This is a genomic window from Streptomyces sp. NPDC005962 (genome assembly GCF_040629205.1).
In the GTDB taxonomy this organism is placed as follows: Bacteria; Actinomycetota; Actinomycetes; order Streptomycetales; family Streptomycetaceae; genus Streptomyces.
The window spans coordinates 1-22,087 of the sequence record NZ_JBEXVE010000050.1; the positions used below are offsets into that span (position 1 = coordinate 1).

Below are 22,087 nucleotides of genomic sequence, written 5' to 3' on the forward strand. Positions count from 1 at the left end.
GCGGCGATGCTGACTTGGCCGTCGCTTGAGGCGAGGTCTTCGGTGAGTTCGTCGGGGGTGGCGGCGATGGTGGCCATGCCGCCGCCTTCCGGGAGCCTGCCCATGAGGGTGGCGCGGGCGGCGACGAGTCGGCAGGCGTCGGGGAGGTCGAAGACGCCTGCGATGTGTGCGGCGGCGACTTCGCCGATGGAGTGGCCGATGACGGCGTCCGGGGTGATGCCGGTGGAGGCGAGGAGTCGGGCGAGGGCGATGTGGAGGGCGAAGAGTCCGGCTTGGGCGTAGGTGGTGTGGTCCAGTAGCTGTGCTTGCTCGGGGTCCTGGTTGAAGACGACTTCGCGGAGTGGGTGTTCCAGGTGGGGGTTGAGGAGGGTGCAGACTTCGTCGAAGGCTTCGGCGAAGACGGGAAACCGGTCGTACAGTGCCGCGCCCATGCCGGGGCGTTGGCTGCCCTGGCCGCTGAAGAGGAACACCGTCTGACCTGAAACGCTCGCAGTGGCTCCGGGGTGTACGACGGCCGGGTGCGGTGCACCGTTCGCCAGGGCCTGCAAGCCCGAGACCAGCTCGTCGCGGTTTTCGCCGACGATGACGGCTCGGTGGTCGAAGAGTGAGCGGGTCTTCAGTAGCGACCAGCCCACCTCGACCGGCGTCGTGTCGTCCTCGGAACAGACGTGCTCGGCCAGGGCGCCCGCCTGCCCTCGAAGGGCCTCCGCGCTGTGCGCCGACACCAGCCACGGCACAACACCGCCCACGGCGGGAACCGGCGCTACCGGAGGGGGAGCCTGTTCCAGGATCAGATGGGCGTTGGTGCCGCTGATGCCGAAGGACGACACACCTGCCCGGCGTGGCTGTTCACCCTCCGGCCACGGGACCGGCTCGGTGAGCAGCCGTACGTCACCCTCGCTCCAGTCCGCGTGGGGGGTCGGTTCGTCGATGTGCAGCGAGGCGGGCAGGAGCCCGTGCCGCATCGCCATCACCATCTTGATCACTCCGGCCACCCCGGCGGCGGCCTGGGTGTGGCCGATGTTGGACTTGATGGAGCCGAGCCACAGTGGCTGATCGTGCGGCCGGTCCTGTCCGTAGGTGGCCAGCAGCGCCTGGGCCTCGATGGGGTCGCCGAGGGTGGTTCCGGTGCCGTGTGCCTCGACGGCGTCCACCTCGGACGGCGCCAGGCGGGCGTTGGCGAGCGCTTGCCGGATGACCCGCTGCTGCGACGGCCCGTTCGGCGCCGTCAGGCCGTTGCTGGTGCCGTCCTGGTTGACTGCCGAGCCTCGTACGAGTGCCATCACCCGGTGGCCGTTGCGACGCGCGTCCGACAGCCGCTCCAGCAGGACGAGGCCCACGCCCTCGCCCCACACCATGCCGTCGGCGGCCGCGGCGAACGACTTGCACCGGGCGTCGGGGGCCAGGCCGCGCTGGCGGGAGAACTCGATGAACGCGCCCGGGGTGGCCATCACCGTCACACCACCGGCCAGGGCGAGGGAGCATTCGCCCTGCCGTAGCGCCTGCGCGGCCAGATGCATCGCCACCAGCGACGACGAACAGGCCGTGTCGACCGTGACCGCGGGCCCTTCCAGCCCGAACGAGTAGGCCACCCGACCGGACACCACACTGCCGATGTTTCCCGTGGCGACGTAGCCTTCGACATCGCTTGCCGTATCGCCGGTGAGCGACAGATAGTCCTGGGAGGTCACCCCGGCGAAGACGCCGGTGTTGCTGCCGCTCAGTGCGTCACGGTCGAGTCCGGCGCTTTCGAAGGCCTCCCACGCGGTTTCGAGGAGCAGCCGCTGCTGGGGGTCCATCGCGACGGCCTCGCGCGGGCTGATGCCGAAGAACGCGGCGTCGAACGCGGGCGCGTCGTGCAGAAACCCGCCCTCGCGGACGTAACTCGTACCCGTGTGGTCGGGGTCGGGGTGGAAGAGCGCGTTGAGGTCCCAGTGCCGGTCGGTGGGCATCTCCGTGATGGCGTCGTGGTGTGCGACGACCAGCTCCCACAGATCCTTCGGATTGCGTGCGCCACCGGGATAGCGACAGGCCATGCCGACGATCGCGATGGGCTCGTCGAGCGCGGCCGCGGTGGGCGCGTGGGCGGCGACAGCCGTCTGCTGCCCCATGATGTCGGCACACAGATGGGTCGCGAGGGCCTGTGGTGTGGGGCGGTCGAAGATGAGAGAGGGCGGAAGGTCGAGGCCCGTGAGGGTGGCGAGCTGGTTACGGAGTTCGACGGCAGTGAGGGAGTCGAACCCCAGCTCCTGGAACGGCTGGCCGGGCGGAATGGCATCGGGCCCGGCGTGGCCCAGGATCGCGGCCGCCAGGAACTGGATCTGATGGACGAGCAGCTGATGCCGCTGGGCGGGAGTACTGGAATCGAGCTGCTGGCGCAGAGGTGTGACAGCGGACGTTGCGGACCGGGAACGGCGATGGTCCGCCGGATGCACGTCGGGCGCGATCAGACCGGAGAGCAGCGGACTCGGCCGTTGCGCCGTGAAAGTGGCGGGGAACCTATCCCAGTCGATATCCGCGATGGTGACGGTGGTGTCGCGGTGGTTGAGCGCATGCTGGAGCGCCGCGACCGCGAGGTCGGGGGCGAGCGGCGACAACCCCCGCCGCCCGTAGAAGGAGAGCGCCGTCTCGTCGGCGGCCATGCCCGCCTCGCTCCACGGGCCCCAGGCGATGCTGGTGGCGGGGAGTCCTTGGGATCGGCGGTGTTCGGCGAGTGCGTCGAGGTAGGTGTTGGCGGCGGCGTAGGCGGCCTGCCGACTGCCGCCCCAGGAGGCTGCGCCGGAGGAGAAGAGGACGAACGCGCTGAGGTCGAGTCCCCTCGTGAGGTCATGCAGATGCGCGGCGGCCAGGGCCTTGGGCTCCAGCACATGCTGGAGGCGTTCCGGCCGGAGGTCGGCGATCAGCTCGGTGTCGGAGGCGCCCGCGGCGTGGATGACGGTGGTGAGGGGGTGTTCGGCGGGGGTGGATTGGATGAGGTGGTGGAGGGCGGTGCGGTCGGAGACGTCGCAGGCGGTGATGGTGACGGTGGTGCCCAGAGCGGTGAGTTCTTCGTTGAGTTGGGTAGCACCGGGTGCGTCGGGGCCTGTGCGGCTGGTGAGGTGGAGGTGGGGTGCGCCGTTGTGGGCGAGCCAGCGTGCGAGGTGGGCGCCGAGGCCGCCGGTCCCACCGGTGATGAGCGTCGTACCGGTCGGCCGCCACGGGAGACGGCTCGCAGGTGGCAGGGGAGCGCGACTGAGGCGGCGGGCGTACGTGCCGGTGGCGCGGATCGCGGCCTGGTCCTCGGGGTCCCCGGGGTGCTCGGGTTGTCCAGGCTGCCCCGGTGCGAGAAGCGCCGCGAGACGGTCGGAGGTGTGGTGATCGATGACGGTCGGGAGATCGATCAGGCCACCCCAGCGACGGGCGTGTTCCAACGCGGCCGCACGGCCGAGCCCCCAGGTCTGCGCCTGGCGCGGATGGGGAAGCGGATCGGCGGGATGGATGGCGACGGCCCCCTGGGTGAGACACCACAGGGGCGCGACGACATCGGCGTCACCGAGAGCCTGGACGAGGGCGGTGGTGGCCACGAGCCCGGAGGGAACCGCGGAGTAGTCGGGATGCGGCTCCTGGGCGAGCGCGAGCAGGCTCACGACCCCCGTCGGCTCGCTGTCGGCGGTGAGCCGGGTGAGCGCCTCCACCAGATCACTGCGCCGGGCCTGACGGGTGTCGAGCGTGTGAGGGAGGGGCGTGGCGCCGTGCGTGGTGAGGGCCTGTACGACGGTGGCCACGGCGGCGTGGTCGGCATGGTCGGACGGGATGAGCAACAGCCAGGTGCCGGAGAGTTCGGTTGGCGCGACGGGCGCGGAGAGTTGTTTCCACGTGGTCCGATACCGCCAGGAGTCGACGACCGCCTGCTCGCGATGCTGCCGCCGCCAGGCCGACAGCGTCGGCAGCACAGCGCCCAGCATGGGCTGCTGATCGGCGGGGGAGTCCAGGGTTGCTGCGAGCGATTCCAGATCCTCGCGCTCCACGGCTTCCCAGAACGCCCGGTCCGCTTGCGCGGTCTCGGTGACGGCCGTGGCCGTCTCGGAGGAGGCGAGCCAGAAGTGCTGGCGCTGGAAGGCGTAGGTGGGGAGTTCGACGGTGCGGGGCGTCGGGACGGCGGGGAACCAGGGTGTCCAGTCGACCGTGATCCCGGCGGTGTGGAGCCGTGCGAGGGCGTTGGCGAAGGCTTGGGTTTCGGGTTGTTTGTGGGTGAGGGTGGTGGTGAGGAGGGGTGTGGGGTGGTTGTGGTGGTGGAGGGTGTGTTGGGTGGCGGTGGTGAGGATGGGGTCGGGGCCGAGTTCGAGGTAGGTGCCTGTGTTGGGTGCGGTGTGGGTGATGGCGTGGTGGAAGTGGACTGGTTGGCGGATGTGTTGGGCCCAGTAGTCGGGGGTGGTGATGTGTTCGTCGGCGGGTTGTCCGGTGAGGTTGCTGATGAGGGGAATGGTGGGTGGGTGGTAGGTGAGGTCGCTGATGGCCTCGGTGAAGGGGTCGAGGATGGGGTCCATCTGGGGGGAGTGGAAGGCATGGCTGACCGTCAGGGCCTTGGCTTTACGGCCCTTGGCGGCCCAGGCGTCGCTGATTCGGGCCACCCGTTCGGCGGGTCCGGAGATGACGGTGTTGCCGGGTGTGTTCAACGCGGCGATGGTTACGTGGCCGTCGTGCTCGGCGAGGTCTTCGGCGAGCTCGTCGGGGGTGGCGGCGATGGTGGCCATGCCGCCGCCTTCCGGGAGCCCGCCCATCAGCGTGGCGCGGGCGGCGACGAGTCGGCAGGCGTCGGGGAGATCGAAGACACCGGCTACCTGCGCGGCGGCGACTTCGCCGATCGAGTGGCCGATCACCGCATCGGGGCGCAGTCCGAGCGAGTCCAGCAACCGGGCGAGGGCGATGTGCAGCGCGAAGAGTCCGGCTTGGGCGTAGGTGGTGTGGTCCAGCAGTTGGGCCTGCCCGGGGTCCTTGCTGAAGACGACATCTCGGAGGGGGTGTTCCAGGTGGGGGGTCAGGAGGGTGCAGACTTCGTCGAAGGCTTCGGCGAAGACGGGAAACCGGTCGTGCAGTGCCGCGCCCATGCCGGGGCGTTGGCTGCCCTGGCCGCTGAAGAGGAACACCGTCTGACCTGAAACGCTCGCAGCGGCTCCGGGGTGTACGACGGCCGGGTGTGGTGCACCGGTGGCCAGGGCCTGCAAGCCCGAGGCCAGCTCGTCGCGGTTTTCGCCGATGATGACGGCTCGGTGGTCGAAGAGCGAGCGGGTCTTCAGCAGTGACCAGCCCACCTCCACCGGCGACACATCGTCTTCAGCGCAGACGTGCTCGGCCAGGGCGCCCGCCTGGCCGCGCAGCGCCTCCGTACTCCGTGCCGACACCACCCACGGCACGACGCCGCCCGACTCGGCTACCGACGGTGCGGACTCCGCCACGTCCGGGGCCTGCTCCACGATCACGTGGGCGTTGGTGCCGCTGATGCCGAAGGAGGACACCCCCGCGCGGCGCGGCCGTTCAGCCCGTGGCCACGGCACGGGCTCGGTGAGCAGCCGTACCTCACCAGCGGTCCAGTCCACGTTCGGACTCGGTTCGTCGATGTGCAGCGAGGTGGGCAGCAGCTCGTGCCGCATTGCCATCACCATCTTGATCACACCGGCTACGCCTGCGGCGGCCTGGGTGTGGCCGATGTTGGACTTGATGGAGCCGAGCCACAGTGGCTGATCGTGCGGCCGGTCCTGTCCGTAGGTGGCCAGCAGTGCCTGGGCCTCGATGGGGTCGCCGAGGGTGGTTCCGGTGCCATGCCCCTCCACCACGTCGATCTCGGTGGGCGAGAGGCGGGCGTTGGCGAGTGCCTGGCCGATGACTCGCTGCTGGGCGGGCCCGTTCGGGGCAGTCAGGCCGTTGCTGGTGCCGTCCTGGTTGACTGCCGAGCCTCGCAGGACCGCCATCACCCGGTGGCCGTTGCGCCGGGCGTCCGACAGCCGCTCCAGCAGCAGAAGCCCGGCTCCCTCGCCCCAGCCGGTGCCGTCGGCGGCGGAGGCGAAGGGCTTGCAGCGTCCGTCGGCCGCCAGACCGCGCTGGCGGGAGAACTCGATGAAGGTGGTCGGGGTGGCCATCACGGTGGCCCCTCCGGCCAGCGCCATATCGCATTCGCCCTGGCGTAGCGCCTGCGCCGCCAGATGCATCGCGACCAGCGACGACGAGCACGCCGTGTCCACGGTCACCGCCGGTCCCTCCAGACCGAAGGTGTAAGCCACCCGCCCCGACATCACACTCGGCGTGCCGCCTGCGAGGAGATAGCCCTCGACCTCCTGGGCCGACGAACTTCCGGCCGCGCCATAGCCCTGATAGGTGCCGCCCGCGAAGACGCCGGTGTTGCTGCCGCTGAGGGCGTCACGGTCGAGTCCGGCGCTTTCGCAGGTCTCCCACGCGGTTTCGAGGAGCAGCCGCTGCTGGGGGTCCATGGCAAGCGCTTCGCGCGGGCTGATGCCGAAGAACGCCGCGTCGAACGTGGCCGCGTCATACAGGAAGCCGCCCTCCCGCGCATAGCTGGTGCCCAGATGCTCCGGGTCGGGATCGAAGAGCGTGTCCAGGTCCCAGTGCCGGTCGGTGGGCATCGCCGCGACGGCGTCCCGGCCCTCGGCGACCAGCTGCCACAGCTCCTCCGGGGAGCGCACCCCGCCGGGGTAGCGGCAGGCCATACCGATGATGGCGATGGGCGCGTCATCAGCGGCCACGGCGGACGCAGGGACGCCGACAGCGGCCTTCCGGCCGGTGAGTTCGGCACGCAGAAAGGTGGCGAGCGCGCTCGGCGTGGGATGGTCGAAGACGAGGGCGGGGGCGAGTTCCAGACCGGTGGTGGCGACCAGCTGATTGCGCAGTTCGACGGCGGTGAGCGAGTCGAAGCCGAGTTCCTGGAAGGGCTGCGTGGGCGGGACCGCGTCGAGGTCGGGATGGCCGAGGATGGTGGCGGCAAGGGTCTGGATGTGGCGCACCAGGAGCTGCCGCTGTTGGTCCGCGGTGGCGGCGGCGAGCCGGCGCCGCAGCGGAGTGGCCGCGGCGATGGGTGCCGTGGTGCTGGTGTCCTCCCGGGCAGGTGCGGTCACGGGGTTGAGAAAAGGACTCGGGCGCTGTGCCGTGAAGGCGCCGGAGAACCTCTCCCAGTCCACATCGGCCACCGTGACGGTGGTGTCGTCGTGCGTCAGGGCGTGGTGCAGGGACTTGATCGCGAGATCGGTGGTCAGCGGGGAGAGACCGCGCCGCCGGAGGTGGGAGAGCGTGTTCTCGTCGGCGGCCATGCCCGCCTCGCTCCACGGTCCCCACGCGATGCTGGTGGCGGGGAGCCCCTGGCCCCGGCGGTGTTCGGCGAGGGCGTCGAGGTACGCGTTCGCCGCGGCGTAGGCGGCCTGCTGCCCGCTGCCCCAGGTTGCGGCGTTCGACGAGAAGAGCACGAAGGCGTCGAGACCGAGGTCCCGGGTGATCTCATGCAGATGAGTGGCGGCCAGCGCCTTGGAACGCAGCACGTACTGCAGCCGCTCGGGGTCCAGCTCGGCGATCGGGCCGAGGTCCATGGTTCCGGCGGTGTGGATGACGGTGGTCAGCGGGTGTTCGGCGGGGATGTAGTCGATGAGGTGTTGCAGTGCGGCGCGGTCGGAGACGTCGCAGGCGGTGATGGTGACCGAGGCGCCCAGAGCGACGAGTTCTTCGCTGAGCTGGGCAGCCCCGGGCGCGTCGGGGCCGGACCGGCTGATGAGGTGGAGACGCGGTGCGCCGTTGCGGGCGAGCCAGCGTGCGATGTGGGCGCCGAGTCCGCCGGTGCCGCCGGTGATGAGTGTCGTACCGGTCGGCCGCCAGGGCGCGGTGTTCGCGGACGATCCGGGAGCGGCGTGGCTGAGGCGGCGGGCGTACGTACCCGTGGTGCGGATCGCGGCCTGGTCCTCGGGCTGCCCGGGGACCAGCAGGGCGGCCAGCCGGGCGGCGGTGCGGTGGGTGATGGTGGTGGGCAGATCGATGAGCCCGCCCCACCGTTGCGGGTGTTCGAGGGCGGCGACCCGGCCCAGCCCCCAGACCTGGGCCTGGCCTGGGTGGGGGAGTAGATCCGTACGGCTGGTGGCGACCGCGCCGTTCGTGACGCACCACAGGGGAGCGGCGATATCGGCGTCGCCGAGCGCCTGGAGCAGGGTGACGGTGCCGATGAGCCCGGCGGGGACGGCGGAGTGTTCGGGGTGCGCCGCGGTGTCGAGGGCGAGCAGGCTGAGTACGCCCGAGACCGGGTCGTCCTCGGCCGGCCGGGTCAGCCGCTCGGTCAGGGCGTCGCGCCGCACGTCCTCAGCAGGGAGCACATGGACGGAGGCGGTGGCACCATGGGCTTGAAGCGCCTGGACGACGGTCTGGACCGTGAAGTGGTCCTCATAGCCGCCGGGGACGACCACCAGCCAGGTACCGCTCAGGGCCGCCGTGGTGGAGTCGGGCAGCTGCTGCCAGGTCGTCCGGTAACGCCAGGAGTCGATGACCGCCTGCTCGCGGTGTTGACGTCGCCAAGCCGACAGGACGGGGAGCGCGGGCAGTAGCGCGTCCATGCCGGGGCTGTTCTTCTCCAGCCGCAGTGTGCTGGTGAGGGCGTCGACGTCCAGCTCTTCGATGGCGTGCCACAGCTGTGCCTCGGCCGGGTCCGTCCCCGTACCGGTGCCGCTGATACGGGGCTGGGGCGGGGCGAGCCAGAAGCGCTGGTGCTGGAAGGCGTACGTCGGCAACGCGACGAGTCGCGGGGCTGGGGTGGCGGGGAACCAGGGCGCCCAGTCGACCGTGATCCCGGTGGTGTGGAGCCGTGCCAATGCGTTGGTGAGCGCCTGAACGTCAGGTTGTTTGTGGGTGAGGGTGGTGGTGAGGAGGGGGGTGGGGTGGTTGTGGTGGTGGAGGGTGTGTTGGGTGGCGGTGGTGAGGATGGGGTCGGGGCCGAGTTCGAGGTAGGTGCCTGTGTTGGGTGCGGTGTGGGTGATGGCGTGGTGGAAGTGGACGGGTTGGCGGATGTGTTGGGTCCAGTAGTCGGGTGTGGTGATGTGTTCGTCGGCGGGTTGTCCGGTGAGGTTGCTGATGAGGGGGATGGTGGGTGGGTGGTAGGTGAGGTTGCTGATGGCCTCGCTGAAGAGTTGAAGGATGGGGTCCATCAGGGGTGAGTGGAAAGCATGGCTGACGGTGAGCATCCGCGTCTTGCGGCCGCGTTCGGCCCAGACGGTGCTGATCTGCTGGACGAGCGCGATGGGGCCTGAAATGACGGTGTTGCCGGGTGTGTTGAGGGCGGCGATGCTGACTTGTCCGTTGCTCGCGGTGAGGTCTTCGGTGAGTTCGTCGGGGGTGGCGGCGATGGTGGCCATGCCGCCGCCTTCCGGGAGCCTGCCCATGAGGGTGGCGCGGGCGGCGACGAGTCGGCAGGCGTCGGGGAGGTCGAAGACGCCTGCGATGTGTGCGGCGGCGACTTCGCCGATGGAGTGGCCGATGACGGCGTCCGGGTGGATGCCGGTGGAGTTCAGCAACCGGGCCAGGGCGATGTGCAGCGCGAACAGCCCTGTTTGAGCGTAGATGGTGTGGTCCAGCAGTTGGGCTTGCTCGGGGTCCTTGCTGAAGACGACTTCCCGCAGTGGGTGTTCCAGGTGGGGGTTGAGGAGGGTGCAGACTTCGTCGAAGGCTTCGGCGAAGACGGGAAACCGGTCGTACAGTCCCGCACCCATACCGGGACGCTGACTGCCCTGACCGCTGAACAGGAACACCGTCTGCCCCGAAACGCTCGCAGCGTCTCCGAGGTGTACGACGGCCGGGTGCGGTGCACCGTTCGCCAGGGCCTGCAAGCCCGCGACCAGTTCCTCGCGGTTTTCGCCGACGATGACGGCTCGGTGATCGAACAGTGAGCGGGACTTGAGCAGCGACCAGCCCACCTCCACCGGCGACACATCGTCCTCGGCGCAGAAGCGCTCGGCCAGGGCGCCCGCCTGGCCGAGCAGCGCCTCCGTACTCCGTGCCGACACCACCCACGGCACGACGCCGCCCGCCTCGGCAACCGACGGTGCGGACTCCGCCGCGTCCGGGGCCTGCTCCACGATCAGATGTGCGTTCGTCCCCGAGATGCCGAACGACGACACCCCTGCCCGGCGTGGCTGCTCACCCCGAGGCCACTCCGCCGCCTCGGTCAGCAGCCGCACCGCACCCGCGCTCCAGTCCACATGCGGGGTCGGCTCGTCGATGTGCAGCGAGGCGGGCAGGAGCCCGTGTCGCATCGCCATCACCATCTTGATCACACCCGCGGCACCCGCCGCCATCTGGGCGTGGCCGATGTTGGACTTGATGGAGCCCAGCCACAGTGGCTGATCGTGCGGCCGGTCCTGTCCGTAGGTGGCCAGCAGCGCTTGAGCCTCGATCGGGTCGCCGAGGGTGGTTCCGGTGCCGTGTGCCTCGACGGCGTCCACCTCGGACGGCGTCAGACGGGCGTTGGCGAGCGCTTGCCGGATGACCCGCTGCTGCGACGGCCCGTTCGGCGCCGTCAGACCGTTGCTGGCACCGTCCTGGTTGACCGCCGAACCCCGGATGACGGCCATCACCCGGTGGCCGTTGCGCCGGGCGTCCGACAGCCGCTCCAGCAGCAGGACACCGACACCCTCGGACAGGGTCATGCCGTCGCTGTTCGCCGAGAACGCCTTGGACCTGCCGTCCGGGGCGAGCCCCCGCAGCTCGCTGAAGCCGATGAACCCGGCTGTCGACGCCATCACGGCGACCCCGCCCGCAAGCGCCATATCGCATTCGCCCTGCCGGATCGCCTGGCAGGCGAGATGCATGGCCACCAGCGACGAGGAGCACGCGGTGTCCACCGTCACCGCGGCCCCCTCCAGGCCCAGGGTGTACGCGACCCGGCCGGACACCACGCTCGCGGAGCTGCCGATGGTGAAGTACCCGGCCGAGCCTTCGGGCACCTGGGAGGCGTCCGTGCAGTAGTCGAGGTGGTCGCAGCCGATGAAGGTGCCGGTGGGGCTGGACCGCAGCGATTCCGGATCGATGCCCGCGTGCTCGATGGCCTCCCACGACGCCTCCAGGGCGAGCCGCTGCTGCGGTGCCATGCCCAGGGCCTCGCGCGGGCTGACGCCGAAGAACGCGGCGTCGAATCCCGCGGGGTCGTCGAGGAAGCCGCCCTCGCGGCAGTAGCTGGTGCCCGGGTGCTCGGGGTCGGAGTGGAAGAGGCCGTCCAGGTCCCAGTCGCGGTCCGTGGGCAGTTCCGTGATGGCGTCCCGCTCGGTGGCGACCAGCTCCCACAGCTCTTCCGGGGAGCGCACTCCGCCCGGGAACCGGCACGACATTCCCACGATGGCGACCGGTTCGTGCCCGGCCGACTCGACATCCTTCAGACGGCGCTGTGTCTGACGCAGGTCCGCCGTCACGCGCTTCAGATAGTCGAGAAGCTTTTCCTCATTGTTCGCCATTGTCGGCGCACCCACTTCCCTCGGCGAGAACCAGCGACCTCGAACCGCTATGAGCGATGGCAGTCGTAGCTGCCGCGCAACGTCGTTCCGTCGGGGAAGGTGAAGCTTGTGGCGTCCTTGAAATGTCCCGGACCGAGCACCTGGTAATCGTCCACCACGTCCATGTTCACGCCGTCGGTCTTTCCGGTGGCACTGGGCGTGACCACCTGGCTGAGCGGCCCCTTGAACACCAGATGGCCGTTTCTCCAGCCGGGCGAGGAGTAGTTCGCGGACGATCCCCAGTTGTCGTGGTACTGGACGATGAACTTTCCGTCCACGGGGTCCCAGCCGAAGGACGACCGGCCGACCAGCCGGCCGGGCTCCAGGGTCGCGTCGGTGTAGTAGTAATGCCCGCCCATGACCCGCTTCGTGGTCAGGTGCATCACCGCCGCCTTACTGCCCGGCGGAGGTGTGTAGTCGCACCTGTAGGACCCGAGGAGGAAATCCAGTGCGCGCATCTGGGGCGGTGCGGGCAGCGGGTCCGCGGGGCGCGACGGCTTGTCGGCGGCCTCGGGTTCGGCGTTCACCGGAGTGACGGCGAGCGCCACGAGACCCACGGCGACAAGGCCTGTGTGCACTGCCTTCCGGGTACGCATACGCAACTCCCATCGGTCATCGGGTTTGATCGGGCGCTGACCTGCGGCTGAGCCACCTGGCAAGCGCTGGAGCGGATACGGCGACCATCATTTGTGCCGTCCCTAAAGGTGCTCTAACGCGCGGCTTGGCGCCGCGCGTCATTAGCCCGGCTTTAGACCGGCCGCCGAGCATGAACCGGCCGAGCATGAATCGGACGTCGGGATGAGGCGGGACGAAGGAGGATGGCGATGAGCGGCTGGCCGATGCTGGAAAAGTACGTCGATCGGGCACCCACCTCGAAGGAGATGATGGGCTGGATCGAACTGATCGTCAGCCAGGGCATTCGCCGGGCGGGCTATTCCGCCGACAGCTGGACCGAGGAGTGGGCCGCCGAACAGTTCCGGGAAACGGGGCTGGACGATGTCCGGCTGGAGCCGCTGGACACACCGGTCTGGCGCCCGCGGTCCGCCGCGTTCGAGATCTGGCCCGCCGACCGTCCCGGGGAGGTCACCCGCTTCACCGGACTCGCTTTGCCGTACACCACCCCCACCGAGGGCACCGAGGGGCGGCTGGTGCGGATGGAGGACGGGGAGGTGGGCGGTGGCATCGCCGTCCAGGAGATCGGCTTCACCCAGCTGCCGCAGACGGAGGTACAGGCCCGGGCCACCGATGCCTACGACCCCGAGGGCGTCTTCCCCGACCTGGTCCAGACCGTGCCGTTCGACCTTCCGCATGTGCTGGACTTCGACATCGCCATCAAGGACGGGGCGACCGCCTACGTCGGGCTGCTCACCGGTGTGCCCTGGGAGACCAGCGACTTCTACTGGCCGTACGACGCCGAGCCGCGCTCGGTCCCCGGTATCTGGCTGAGTGGCGGCGACGGTGCGCGGGTCCGTGAGCTGATGGCTTCCGGCGCGTGCGAGGGCCGGATCATCTCCGATGCCACCATCACCGAGGAGACCACCCACAATGTGGTGGGCACCCTGCCCGGCGCCTCGGACCACTGGGTGATCATCGGGTCACACCATGACGGCCCGTGGGCCTCGGCGGTGGAGGACGCCTCCGGGGTGGCGCTCGTCCTGGCGCAGGCGAGGTTCTGGGCGTCGGTGCCCCAGGAGCTGCGCCCGCACAACATGCTGTTCCTGCTGACGTCGGGCCATATGGCCGGGGCCGCGGGAACCCAGGCGTTCATCGCGGCGCATCCGGAGCTGTTCCCGCAGGTCGTCCTCGAAATGCACCTCGAACACGCCGCCCGCCAGGCTGTCGTGGTCGACGGCCAGGTCGTGCCCACCGACGACCCGGAGGTGCGCTGGTGGTTCACCACGCAGGCGCCCGCGCTGGAGCGTCTGGTGGCCGATTCGATCGCGGCCGAGGATCTGCGCCGTTCGTGGATTCTGTCGCCGACCGCCTTCGCGCCGAACCCGGCCACCGACGGCGCGTACTTCTACTACACGGGTGTGCCGCTGGTGCAGCTGATCACCACGCCGATGTACATCTTCGACCCCAGGGACACCCCCGACAAGGTGGACCAGCAGAGCCTGGTGCCGCTCACCATGGGCGCGGCGCGGATCATCGCGGGGACGCACGGCTGCGAGCCGGACACCCTCCGGGTGCCGCTGGAGTCCTGACGGGACGTACGGGAGCGGCCCGCCGGGGTTTCCCGGCGGGCCGCCCTCACATTTCCGTACCCGCGGCTGCCGCCCCTACCGTGTGCGCAGCCCCTACCGTGTGCGCAGCGCGCACGTGGCCCTGGCCGTCTTGCGCGGGTCGCTCTCGGAGCGGGCGGTGAGGACGACCTTGCCGTGCCGGTCGGCCCCGCTCTTCGCGGTGACGGCCACGTCCACGTCGGCCGAGGCTCCGGCCTTGGCGGTGGCGAGCTGGTTGGGCAGCCACGCGGACCAGCCCCGGCCGGTGGCCGTGGCCGACAGCCGGTAGACGTCCGCGTCCAGATGGGCACCGGCGTTCCCGGCCCGGCCGGTGTTGGTGAGGTCGAAGGTGCACATGGCGCGCCCCTTCGAGGGGTGGCCCTTCGCCACGCCACGGTCCAGGTCGACGCCACGCCGCTGTGGCCCGGAGCCGTCCAGGGATTTGACGGCGAGGGTGTACGAGAGCACCCCGGACCGGTCCCGCTTGAGGTCCAGGACGTAGAAGTGCAGCCGGTTGGCCTTGTCGATGTACTCGTACTGGCTGCCGGAGTTGGCCCCGGCGTGGAAGAGCGCGTCGCTGAGCTGCCGGTAGTCGCCCATGGTGATCTTCTGCGTGGTGCCGTCGGGGCGCTGGAAGTCCGTCATGCCGATGTCCTCGGGGTGGGCGTCGACCACCCAGGCGAACGGGGCCTGGTCCTTGTTCTTCGTCTTGCTGATCAGCACACCGTTGTCCGGGGTGAACGAGTCCATGCCCATGCGGTCCACGACCTCGACGGTGTAGTTGTCGTAGCCGCCGCCGTCGCACAGGGGGTCGGTCTTCCGGTCGCAGGTCGGCGAGAGGTCGCCGCCCAGGGTGATGTTGACGCCCGCGAGCCCCTTCTCGCCCGGTGGTGCGGAACGTGCCGTCACCCGGGCGACGGCGACTCCGGAGTCCTTCAGGGTGTTCCGGTCCAGGCGCAGGACGTTCTTCTCGTCCACGATGCCCAGCTTCAGCTTGTCGCGCAGCACATGCTGGGCGCCCATCGACCCCCCGGCGGTGGCGGGTATCCGCCACCGGGTGTGCGGGCCGCCGGGGCCGTTGAACGAACCGCGGGAGAGCATGCCCCAGATGCCGGTGTAGGAGCGGCTGAGGGGAGTGCCGTAGGGGTTGTTGTAGTTGTCGCCTATGCCCAGGATATGGCTGAGTTCATGGGCGTACACGGCCATGCCGGAGCTCTCGGTCTGGAGGGACGAGCCGTCCGTCGCGTTGGGCCAGATGCGGGCCGCGGCCTGCCACGACGTCCACGGTACGTAGCGGGTGGCCGCCGCGTTGCCGCCGGTCCCGATGGGAAGCGGCGGGCCCCACACGGCCGGTACGTCCTGCCGGTCGGCGAACTTCATCTGGCCGAACTCCTGCCAGGTGGACGACTCGTCCTGGCCGGCCGCGAGGTAGAAGACGAAGTCGAACTTCCCGGTCTCCCCGGCGCCCACGTCGGCGGTCCATGCCGCCTTTCCATCAGCCCGGATGTCCTTGTCGCAGGTGTCCCCGGCCGGGCAGGCGCCCGGGTTCATCGAGTCCTCCACCCCGTACTGGTAGGACTTCGACGGCATCCGGTACACACCGAATGCCGTCAGGTCGACGCCGATGCGGCCACCGGAGTCCTCCATCCAGTACTCGTTGATGGTGTGACCGTTGTTGAGCGCACCGGGCTTGTTGAGGAAGTCCTCGTAGAACCGGGGCAGGCGGTCGCGCGGTATGCCGGAGGCGGAAGGCTGCGGATTGCCGAACAGCGTCGATCCCGCCGGTTGGCTGACCGTGAACTCCTCGTCCGGGTAGTCGAGGAGCACCAGCGCGCCCTTGAAGGTGCGCTGGGTGGGCTCGACATCCGGGTCGGCCCAGCGGGTGCCGGGGACCGCGCGGTAGTCGGCCCACGTCATGTCGTCGGGGTTGCGCCAGCGCTGGGGGTCGATCGGGTCGACGAGGGGCGGCCGGGCGCTCGGTGTGCGGTCGGGCGCGGCCCCCGCGGGCCCGGCTGCGACGGCGGCCAGGGCGGCGAGGAGCGTGGCGACGACCGTTAATCGGCGGACTCGTCTTCGGCGGAGGAACAAGGCTCACCTCTTGTCCGGAAGTTGTGCTCAGACAGGACCAGCCGTGCGGATGACTACCGCAGCCACGGTAGGCCGGGGGCCGAGGTGACGCCAGAGTGCCGTTGTGGCACCGGCGAGGGAAACCGGGCGTGTTCACACCGCGCTGACGAGCCGGAATCGCACCGCACACGGCTGCGGAAGCACATCGAAAAGCGCGATAGCGTGTACAGGCCAACGGGAAGGTACCGCCGACCTCCTGTATGGCGCGACGTGTGGAAACCAGCCCAAGGAGCCCTCTTGACCAGCCCAGAACAGCGCATGGCTGACCTGCTCAAGACCTTCGGTGAGCCAGCGGCGTGCACCGCGTACCTGCTGTGCGACCGGCACCCGGTCGACGACGTGGCGTTCACCGTGGTGAGCAAGGACCTGACCAGCCATGACATGACGTTCAGCGAGCTCCGCGACCGCTCGTCGCGCATGGCGAGTGCCCTGGCCGCCCAAGGCGTCGGGGCCGGTGACCGGGTCGCCACCCTGATGGGCAAGTCCGCCGAACTGCTCATCGTGTCCCTCGCCATCTGGCGGCTCGGGGCCGTCCAGGTGCCGCTGTTCACCGCGTTCGCCCCACCGGCCGTCGCGCTGCGCATCAGTGGCAACGGCACCAAGGCTGTGATCACCGACGCCGACCAGCGCCCCAAGCTGGACCCGGAAGCCGGTTTCCCCGGTGAGCGGCCCTGGCAGATCATCACGACCGGTCCGGCCACCGGCACCGACCTCGCCTTCTCCGAGCTGCTGGCGTCGTACGACCCGCAGCCCGAGCCGGTGGCGGTGGGCGGCGACGCCACCATCGTGGAGCTGTTCACCTCCGGCACGGCGGGCTCCCCGAAGGCCGTGCCGATCCCGCTGAACGCCATCGCGGGCTTCGCGATGTACCAGGAGTTCGCCCTCGACCACCAGCCCACCGACGTGTTCTGGAACGCCGCCGACCCGGGATGGGCGTACGGCCTGTACTACGCCATCATCGGACCGCTCGCCCTCGGCCGCCGCAGCCTGCTGTTCAACAGCCTCTTCTCCGCCGAGGACACCTGGACGGTGCTGTCCCGCTACGGCGTCACCAACTTCACCGCCGGGCCCACCGTCTACCGCAAGCTGCGCGCGTCCGGCGCCGCCCCCGGCGACCTGCGGCTGCGCAGCGCCTCCGCGGCCGGTGAACCGCTGCCCCCGGACGTCGTGGAGTGGGCGCGGGAGGCGCTCGGTGTCCCCGTACGCGACCACTACGGCCTGACCGAGACCGGCATGGTCATCGCCCACGCCTGGAACCCGGCGCTGCGCACCGAACTCAAGACCGGCTCCATGGGCCGTCCGCTGCCCGGCTGGTCGGTGAAGATCCTGCGCGAGGACACCAACTCCGCCGAGGCGGCGACGGGCGTCCCCGGCCGGGTGGCGATCGACGTCGCGGGCAGCCCGCTGATGTGGTTCACGGGCTACCTCGGCGCCCCGGAGCGTACGGCCGAGAAGTTCAGCCCCGACGGGCGCTGGTTCTACACCGGCGACACCGCGGCGCAGGACGAGGAGGGCGTGCTGTTCTTCTCCGGGCGCGGCGACGACGTCATCCTGATGGCGGGCTACCGCATCGGCCCCTTCGAGGTGGAGAGCGTGCTGCAGGAGCACGACGCCGTCACGGAAGCCGCCGCGGTGGGCATCCCCGACGACGAGTACGGCGAGGTCATCGAGGCCTTCGTCGTCCTGGGCCCCGGGGCCCGGCCGGGCGAGGCGCTCGCCGCCGAGCTGCAGCAGGTCGTGCGGGACCGGTTCGCCAAGCACGCGTACCCGCGGCAGATCCACTTCGTGGACGCGCTGCCCAAGACCTCCAGCGGCAAGACGCAGCGCTTCCTGCTGCGCCCGCAGCCGACCACCGGCCGGGGCCGCTGAGGCGGCGGCGACACCACAGCCTTGGGCCCTGGTCCCCGTGTGCGGCACGGGGCCAGGGCCCAAGGGGTCTGTGAGGGAGGGGCGAAGGGGGCAGTGGCGGGGCCGCCCAACGGTCAGTGGCGCGCCACGGTCACCCCGTGGAGCGCGACAGCGCCTCCCGCACCGCCTCCTCCGTACGTCCCACCACCGCGGAACCGTCGTCGGCGGTGATGATCGGCCGCTGGATCAGCTTGGGGTGTTCGGCGAGCGCCGCGATCCAGCGGTCGCGCGCGCTCTCGTCGCGCGGCCAGTCCTTCAGCTCCAGCTCCTTCGCCGCGGCCTCCTGCGTCCGGGTGATGTCCCACGGCTCCAGTCCGAGCCGGGCCAGCACGCCGCGGATCTCGTCCTGGCTCGGTACGTCGTCGAGGTAACGGCGGACGGTGTACCCGGCCCCCTCCGCGTCGAGCAGACTGAGCGCGCCGCGGCACTTCGAGCACGCCGGATTGATCCAGATCTCCATGGCGCAACCGTACCGCGAGACCCCTCCCGGCACACCTGTCGAATCCGGGTCACGTGGCGCCTGACCAGGCTGCTTTGTCAGTGCCCCACCGTAGAATGGAGGCATTGGAAGAGAGCGTTACCGACCGTCCCAGGAGGATGCCGATGGCCGCTGCCGCTACCCCTCTCCCGGACCTGCCGAGCTTTACGACCCTGCCGAAGAAGCGCATGCCCGCCGGGCGTCCGCGTGAGTGGTACGAGACCCACAACCGCCGGCTGAAGGCCATGCGCCTGGCCGTCGCCCTGCTCAACTCCGGTGTGTACCGCCCCGAGCAGGCGCGCAACCGCAAGATACGTGCCACCGCCGTCCGGATCGGGGTGCACCCGCCGTCCAACACCACGTGCCGCATGGTGCGTTCGCTCCTTCAGGAGAGCGACCGCTGACCGATCCGGGCCCCCGCCGCGCCATCTCCCGGCGCGGCGGGGGCTCCCCGTCCCCAGCACTCCGCTTCCCGCTCTCACCCCGCCGGCTTCAGCCGCTCGACCTTCGGCAGCAGGAACGCGTAGGTGGCGGCGCCGAGCAGGGCCACACCCCCCGCCAGGGTCAGGGGCAGCACGAACGAGTGGGTGATGCCCTTGAGTACCCCGAGCAGCAGCGGGGAGAGGATTCCGGCGATGTTGGCCGCCGTGTTCTGGATTCCGGCGATCGAGCCGACGTGGGCGGCCGTCGGGGCCACGTCGGCGGGCAGCGCCCAGACGCTCGCCGCCGCGAAGGTGGAACAGAAGTAGGAGACCGACAGCGCGGTCAGCGCCGTGCCGATGCCCGGTGAGATGACCGCGAGTGCGATCACCGAGGTACCCAGCAACCCGCCGACCAGCGGGATCTTCCGCGCCTTCGTACGCTCGGTGCCGCGCCGCACCAGCCAGTCGGAGAACAGGCCACCGGACCAGCCGCCCAGCATGGACGCGAGACCGGGAATCATGCCGAGGAACCCGAAGGACAGTGCGTCGAGGTGGTATTCGTCCACCAGATAGGTCGGGAACCAGGTGATGAAGAAGTACGCGACGAAGTTGACGCAGAAGAAGCCGAGCATCATCGCCCAGATCATCCGGAACCGGAACAGGTCCCGCCAGCCGATCCGGGCGCTCGCCGCGGCCTCCTCGGCCGTCTCCTTCTCCTGTCCCGATTCGATGTACTCCCGCTCCGCGGCGCCGAGCTTCGGGTGGTCCTCCGGGTCGCGGTAGTAGAGCCACCAGCCGATGGCCCACAGCGCGCCGAGGCCGCCCGCGACGGCGAACGCCCAGCGCCAGCCGAGACCGGTGACCACCAGGGTGACCAGCGGGATGGACAGGGCGCCGCCGACCGCGTTGCCGTTGTTGAAGGTCGCCGAGGCGAAGCTGCGCTCGGAGGCCGGGAACCAGCGGGAGACCACCTTGGCGCTGGACGGGAAGCTGGGGGCCTCGCCGATGCCGAGCAGGGCGCGCAGGCCCACCAGCGACGTCACACCGCGGGCCAGCCCCATCGCCGCGGTGGCCAGCCCCCACCACAGGCTGGCGATCGCGAGCATGATGCGCGGGCCGACCTTGTCGGCGAGCCAGCCGCCGGGCATCTGGCCGAAGGCGTACGTCCAGAAGAACGCCGACAGCAGCAGTCCGCCGACCCCGTCGGACAGGCCGAGGTCATCGGTGATGTGCGGAAGCGCGACACTGAGCGTGGCGCGGTCGATGTAGTTGATGGTGATGCCCGCGAACAGCAGCCCGAGGACGACGAAGCGGACCTTGCCGGTGCGTCCCCCCGGTCTCTTCGGCGCGGCGGTGGCGGGCGCCTCCACGGAGGTCTTGCCGAGAGCCATGGCGCTCACACCCCCGCGGGCGGCCGGACGCCGCCGCTGCCACTGATGACACCGTTGACCACATTGCGCGGGGCCTCGCCGGACAGCACCCGGTCCACACTCTCCACCAGCCGCGCCCGGATGGCGTGGTACGCCTCGACCGTCACCCCGGCCGTGTGCGGGGTGAGCAGCACATCGGACCGGCCGCGCAGCGGGGAGTCGGCGGGCAGCGGCTCCTCGGCGAACACATCGAGTGCGGCGCCCGCCAACTGCCCCGAGTCCAGCGCCTTGACCAGCGCGTCCTCGTCCAGGACACCGCCACGTCCGGCGTTGAGGACGTAGCCGCCACGGGGTATCCGGGACAGCAGTTCCTCGCCGACGACACCACGGGTGGCCTCGTTCAGCGGCATGTGCAGGGTCAGCACGTTCGAGCGGGCGGCGAGGTCGTCCAGGCTCACATACGTACGGTCCGGCTCGGAGGGCACCGGATCGTGCACCAGGACGTCGCTGCCGAACCCGTCGAGGCGGCGCGCGACGGCGCGGCCGATGCTGCCGAACCCGGCGATGCCCACGGTGAGCGCGGACAGATCGCGCCCCCGCAGCCCCTCGGGCCCCCAGCCACCGTTCTCGATCTTCGCGTGCCCGGCCGCGTAGTGGCGCAGGAGGGAGAGCAGGGCGCCCACGGTCCAGTCGGCCACCGCGTCGGTGTTGAAGCCGGGGAGGTTCGCGACCGGTATCGAGCGTTCGGCGGCGGCGAGGTGGTCGACGCCGTCGAAGCCGACGGCCACCGACTGCACGAGGCGGCAGCGCTCCATCCCGTCGAGCAGCTCCGCGGAGATCCTGCGCTCCTTCTCCAGCGGGGCGAGCACGATGGTCGCGTCGGCCAGTGCGTCCCGGTGGTCGTGCGGATCTTCGTCCGGCCCGATCTCGGTGACGCGCAGATCGGGGTGGCCGGGCAGCAGCCGGCGCAGCTCGTCGGCGCCGAGATCGTTCAGGTGGTACAGGGTCACGAGATGTTCGGACATCACATGCGGCTCCTGGAGTGATGTTGTGGGGCCCTGGGGGGTGGCATGAGTTTTCGCCACGGTTACGATCGCTGTCAACGGTTAACCGACAACGGATAACGGTTTTCCGAGTGAGGAGTCAGGCACATGGACCGTCAGCGCACCGTCGTCACCGCGCTCACCACGCCGTTCACCCCGAGTGGCGATCTCGACCTGGACGCGGCCCGCGCCCAGTACGGCTTCGCCGCCCGCACCACCGGACAGCTGCTCGTGGCCGGAACCACCGGAGAGTTCCCCGCGCTGAGCGAGGGCGAACGGCTGCTGCTGGTCGAGACCGCGTTGCAGGAGGCCGGCGCCGACGGCGTGATCGCGCACATCGGCGCCGCCGACGCGCACACCGCCGTCCGGCTCACCCGGGCCGCCGTGGCGGCCGGTGTCCGCCGCATCGCCGCGCTCACCCCGTACTACCTGCCCGCGAGCACGGACGAACTGGAGGCGTACTTCAGCCGTGTCCGGCTCGCCGCCCCCGACGCCCAGCTGTACGCGTACCTCTTCCCCGAGCGCAGCGGTCTGACGGTCGGGCCGGTGGAGTTCGGCAAGCTGGCCGCCTCCTGCGGGCTGGCCGGCGTCAAGCTGAGCGGTACCCCCTCCACCGAGGTGGCCGCGTACCGCGCCGAACTCCCGGCGGAGTTCGAGGTCTACTCGGGCAACGACCAGCGGCTCGCCGACGTCCTGTCCGCCGGTGGCGCCGGGGTGGTTTCCGGCTGCTCGGCCGCCTTCCCCGAACCCTTCCTCGACCTGGCCGCGGCGCTGCGCGACGACACCACCGACCAGGCACGGCTCGCCGCCCTCCAGGACCGGGTGGACCGTACCGTCGGTCTCCTCGGCCCCAGCATCGGCCGGATCAAGCACGCCCAGACGGCCCGCGGCCTGCCCGCCGGAACCTCCCGGATGACCGTCGGCGACCCGGACCGGGCGACCGCCGCCGACATCGAGGCACTGGCCCGCGAGGTGTCCGGCCACCCGGCTCCCTGAGCCACGTGGGCTCCCTG

At 70.4% G+C, this 22,087-nt stretch carries 10 protein-coding genes; 4 read left to right on the plus strand and 6 right to left on the minus strand.

All coding sequences use genetic code 11. The features are described 5' to 3' along the window. Together ABZ370_RS42990 and ABZ370_RS42995 are read right to left on the minus strand one after the other, a co-directional pair. Positions 1-11,465, minus strand: an 11,465-nt coding sequence (locus ABZ370_RS42990; RefSeq protein ID WP_358633704.1) for a type I polyketide synthase, incomplete at its 3' end; no start/stop codon positions are given. A gap of 47 nt (positions 11,466-11,512) precedes the next feature. Next, the gene (locus ABZ370_RS42995) at positions 11,513-12,082 is read right to left on the minus strand and encodes a hypothetical protein (protein WP_358633707.1); all 570 of its coding nucleotides are present in this window, start codon (positions 12,080-12,082) and stop codon (positions 11,513-11,515) included. Between the two features lie 246 nt (positions 12,083-12,328). Between ABZ370_RS42995 and ABZ370_RS43000 the strand changes: the two genes are divergently transcribed. Further along, on the plus strand, positions 12,329-13,708 hold the full coding sequence (locus ABZ370_RS43000) for a M28 family peptidase (protein WP_358633710.1): 1,380 nt from the start codon (positions 12,329-12,331) through the stop codon (positions 13,706-13,708). Between the two features lie 93 nt (positions 13,709-13,801). Here the strand turns inward: ABZ370_RS43000 and ABZ370_RS43005 are convergent, their stop codons facing one another. Beyond that, positions 13,802-15,814 carry a M6 family metalloprotease domain-containing protein gene (locus ABZ370_RS43005; RefSeq protein ID WP_358633712.1) on the minus strand — a complete coding sequence of 671 codons (2,013 nt, stop codon included), beginning with the start codon at positions 15,812-15,814 and terminating at the stop codon, positions 13,802-13,804. A 276-nt stretch (positions 15,815-16,090) separates the two neighbouring features. Between ABZ370_RS43005 and ABZ370_RS43010 the strand changes: the two genes are divergently transcribed. Next, on the plus strand, positions 16,091-17,722 hold the full coding sequence (locus tag ABZ370_RS43010; protein WP_358633715.1) for an AMP-binding protein: 1,632 nt from the start codon (positions 16,091-16,093) through the stop codon (positions 17,720-17,722). 130 nt (positions 17,723-17,852) lie between these two features. Here the strand turns inward: ABZ370_RS43010 and ABZ370_RS43015 are convergent, their stop codons facing one another. Further along, on the minus strand, positions 17,853-18,221 hold the full coding sequence (locus tag ABZ370_RS43015; RefSeq protein ID WP_358633718.1) for an arsenate reductase family protein: 369 nt from the start codon (positions 18,219-18,221) through the stop codon (positions 17,853-17,855). Between the two features lie 143 nt (positions 18,222-18,364). On the opposite strand from ABZ370_RS43015, the gene ABZ370_RS43020 reads away from it, so the two are divergent. Then, on the plus strand, positions 18,365-18,643 hold the full coding sequence (locus ABZ370_RS43020) for a hypothetical protein (RefSeq protein ID WP_358633721.1): 279 nt from the start codon (positions 18,365-18,367) through the stop codon (positions 18,641-18,643). A 74-nt stretch (positions 18,644-18,717) separates the two neighbouring features. On the opposite strand, the gene ABZ370_RS43025 is transcribed toward ABZ370_RS43020, so the two are convergent. Further along, positions 18,718-20,052 (minus strand): MFS transporter, encoded by a 1,335-nt coding sequence (locus tag ABZ370_RS43025; RefSeq protein ID WP_358633724.1) that lies wholly within the window; start codon positions 20,050-20,052, stop codon positions 18,718-18,720. Between the two features lie 5 nt (positions 20,053-20,057). Beyond that, entirely contained in the window at positions 20,058-21,056 is a 999-nt protein-coding gene (locus ABZ370_RS43030; RefSeq protein WP_358633727.1) for a 2-hydroxyacid dehydrogenase, read from the minus strand. A gap of 126 nt (positions 21,057-21,182) precedes the next feature. Between ABZ370_RS43030 and ABZ370_RS43035 the strand changes: the two genes are divergently transcribed. Then, the gene (locus ABZ370_RS43035) at positions 21,183-22,070 is read left to right on the plus strand and encodes a dihydrodipicolinate synthase family protein (RefSeq protein WP_358633730.1); all 888 of its coding nucleotides are present in this window, start codon (positions 21,183-21,185) and stop codon (positions 22,068-22,070) included. The last annotated feature ends 17 nt before the right edge of the window (positions 22,071-22,087 follow it).

Bases quoted from the DNA above. Each gene is read 5' to 3' on its own strand.
- ABZ370_RS43015 (WP_358633718.1), bottom strand. From the start codon at position 18,221: ATGGAGATCTGGATCAATCCGGCGTGCTCGAAGTGCCGCGGCGCGCTC.
- ABZ370_RS43020 (WP_358633721.1), top strand. From the start codon at position 18,365: ATGGCCGCTGCCGCTACCCCTCTCCCGGACCTGCCGAGCTTTACGACC.
- ABZ370_RS43030 (WP_358633727.1), bottom strand. From the start codon at position 21,056: ATGTCCGAACATCTCGTGACCCTGTACCACCTGAACGATCTCGGCGCC.
- ABZ370_RS43025 (WP_358633724.1), bottom strand. From the start codon at position 20,052: ATGGCTCTCGGCAAGACCTCCGTGGAGGCGCCCGCCACCGCCGCGCCG.
- ABZ370_RS43000 (WP_358633710.1), top strand. From the start codon at position 12,329: ATGAGCGGCTGGCCGATGCTGGAAAAGTACGTCGATCGGGCACCCACC.
- ABZ370_RS43035 (WP_358633730.1), top strand. From the start codon at position 21,183: ATGGACCGTCAGCGCACCGTCGTCACCGCGCTCACCACGCCGTTCACC.